The 1538-nt window shown below is 43.0% G+C and carries 2 protein-coding genes; one reads left to right on the top strand and one right to left on the bottom strand.

What is annotated here, in order from left to right; all coding sequences use genetic code 11:
* Positions 1-1051: IS110 family transposase (locus tag QZT26_RS17560; RefSeq protein ID WP_295104034.1), on the top strand; the 1051-nt coding region annotated here is incomplete at its 5' end.
* A 264-nt stretch (positions 1052-1315) separates the two neighbouring features.
* Here the strand turns inward: QZT26_RS17560 and QZT26_RS17555 are convergent.
* Positions 1316-1538 (bottom strand): hypothetical protein (locus QZT26_RS17555; protein ID WP_295104031.1); only part of this gene is annotated, 223 nt, incomplete at its 5' end.

Raw genomic sequence — 1538 nt, 5'->3', positions numbered from 1 at the left:
GTTAAATAATAACAAAGTAAGGAGGGAGCGAGCAATGGGATATTTCGTAGGAATAGATTTACATGGTGATAATAATTATATTGGAATACTCGATGAGGAGGATCGGAAGGTATTCAAGAGGAGAAACCGTAATGACATCAATGAAATAAAGCGCGTATTAGAGCCATACAAAAAAGAAATAAAGGGTATAGTAGTAGAATCGGCCTTTAACTGGTACTGGATAGTGGATGGTCTGATGGAGGCAGGCTATCAGGTACACCTGGCAAATACATCGGCAATGCAGCAGTATGAGGGATTAAAGTACATTGACGACACGAGGGATTCGTTTTGGTTGGCAAAGATGTTACGGTTAAAGATATTACCAGAGGGATATATTTATCCCAAAGAGACGCGGTCAGTGAGGGATTTACTGAGGAAGCGGATGATGTTGGTACAACAAAGGACAGCGCATATATTGAGTATGCAAACGATGGTAAACCGTAACAAAGGAGTACCGATAAGCGGTGATACGATAAAGAAGCTGAGTAACGAAGAGGTAATGGGGATGTTCAGCGACGTGCATTTGACCATGTCAGCACAGTGCGATCACGAGGTAATAGAGGTATTAAATAAGCAGATATACAAGATAGAGAAAGCGGTATTAAAGGAGGTGAAGCTAAAGAAGCCGTATAAGAAATTGCTCAAGGTGCCTGGGATAGGCGAAATCCTGGCAATGACGATAATGCTGGAGACTGGGAACATAGAGCGATTTAGTGATGTGGGGATGTATTCATCTTATTGCAGATGCGTATCGGCAAAAAAATTATCGAATGGTAAGAGCAAAGGGAAAGGAAACCGTAAGAACGGGAATAAATACCTTGCGTGGGCGTATGTGGAGGCAGCGCATTTTCACGTAAGATTTTGCGAAAAGGGAAGGAAATGGCATCAGAGGAAGGCGTCAAAGAGCCATGTAGTTCTGGCAACGAAAGCCTTGAGCAATAAGCTGGCCAGGGCATGTTATTACATAATAAAGGAGCAAGTAAACTACGACGAGAAAAAAATGTTTGGGTAGCAAGCAGATTAGGTGGTGCAAGGAACCGGTTGCGGGTTAGGTAACCAATCCATGAAACCTGATTGGAAGTTGTTCCACCTTTTATTATGAGTTGTGCCGGTAAAGGAATCGGCGAAAAAGAATATTCCATTCTGATCTGCCCATACCATGAGCCGTGAGGTTTTGGCCGTAGAGCCGAATATTCTGTGAATAACGATTGGACACTGGTATGGAACCGATGGTTTTCTGGGACAGAAGATAAGTCAGGGGCGGTGAGAAAGTCTTTCACAAAGCCTTGATCCCGATGGGTGAATGGTGCGGATGAGAACGATACCAAAACAATTGCGAAATACCACGGGCGTAGATAAACGTGAACGGTATAGTCATTTTCGTAAACAGCAGTAAGAGCGATTCCGTACTTGGAGGGGTATTCAAAACGTGAAAATGTAGATATTTTTGCGACCGGAGATATTTTGTCCTTGACAAAAGCCTTCTAATGAGTGAACCC

Origin of the sequence: uncultured Candidatus Kuenenia sp., assembly GCF_900696675.1 — a bacterium.
Taxonomy (GTDB): Bacteria; Planctomycetota; Brocadiia; order Brocadiales; family Brocadiaceae; genus Kuenenia; species Kuenenia stuttgartiensis_A.
This window is presented reverse-complemented; position numbering and strand designations above follow the sequence as displayed.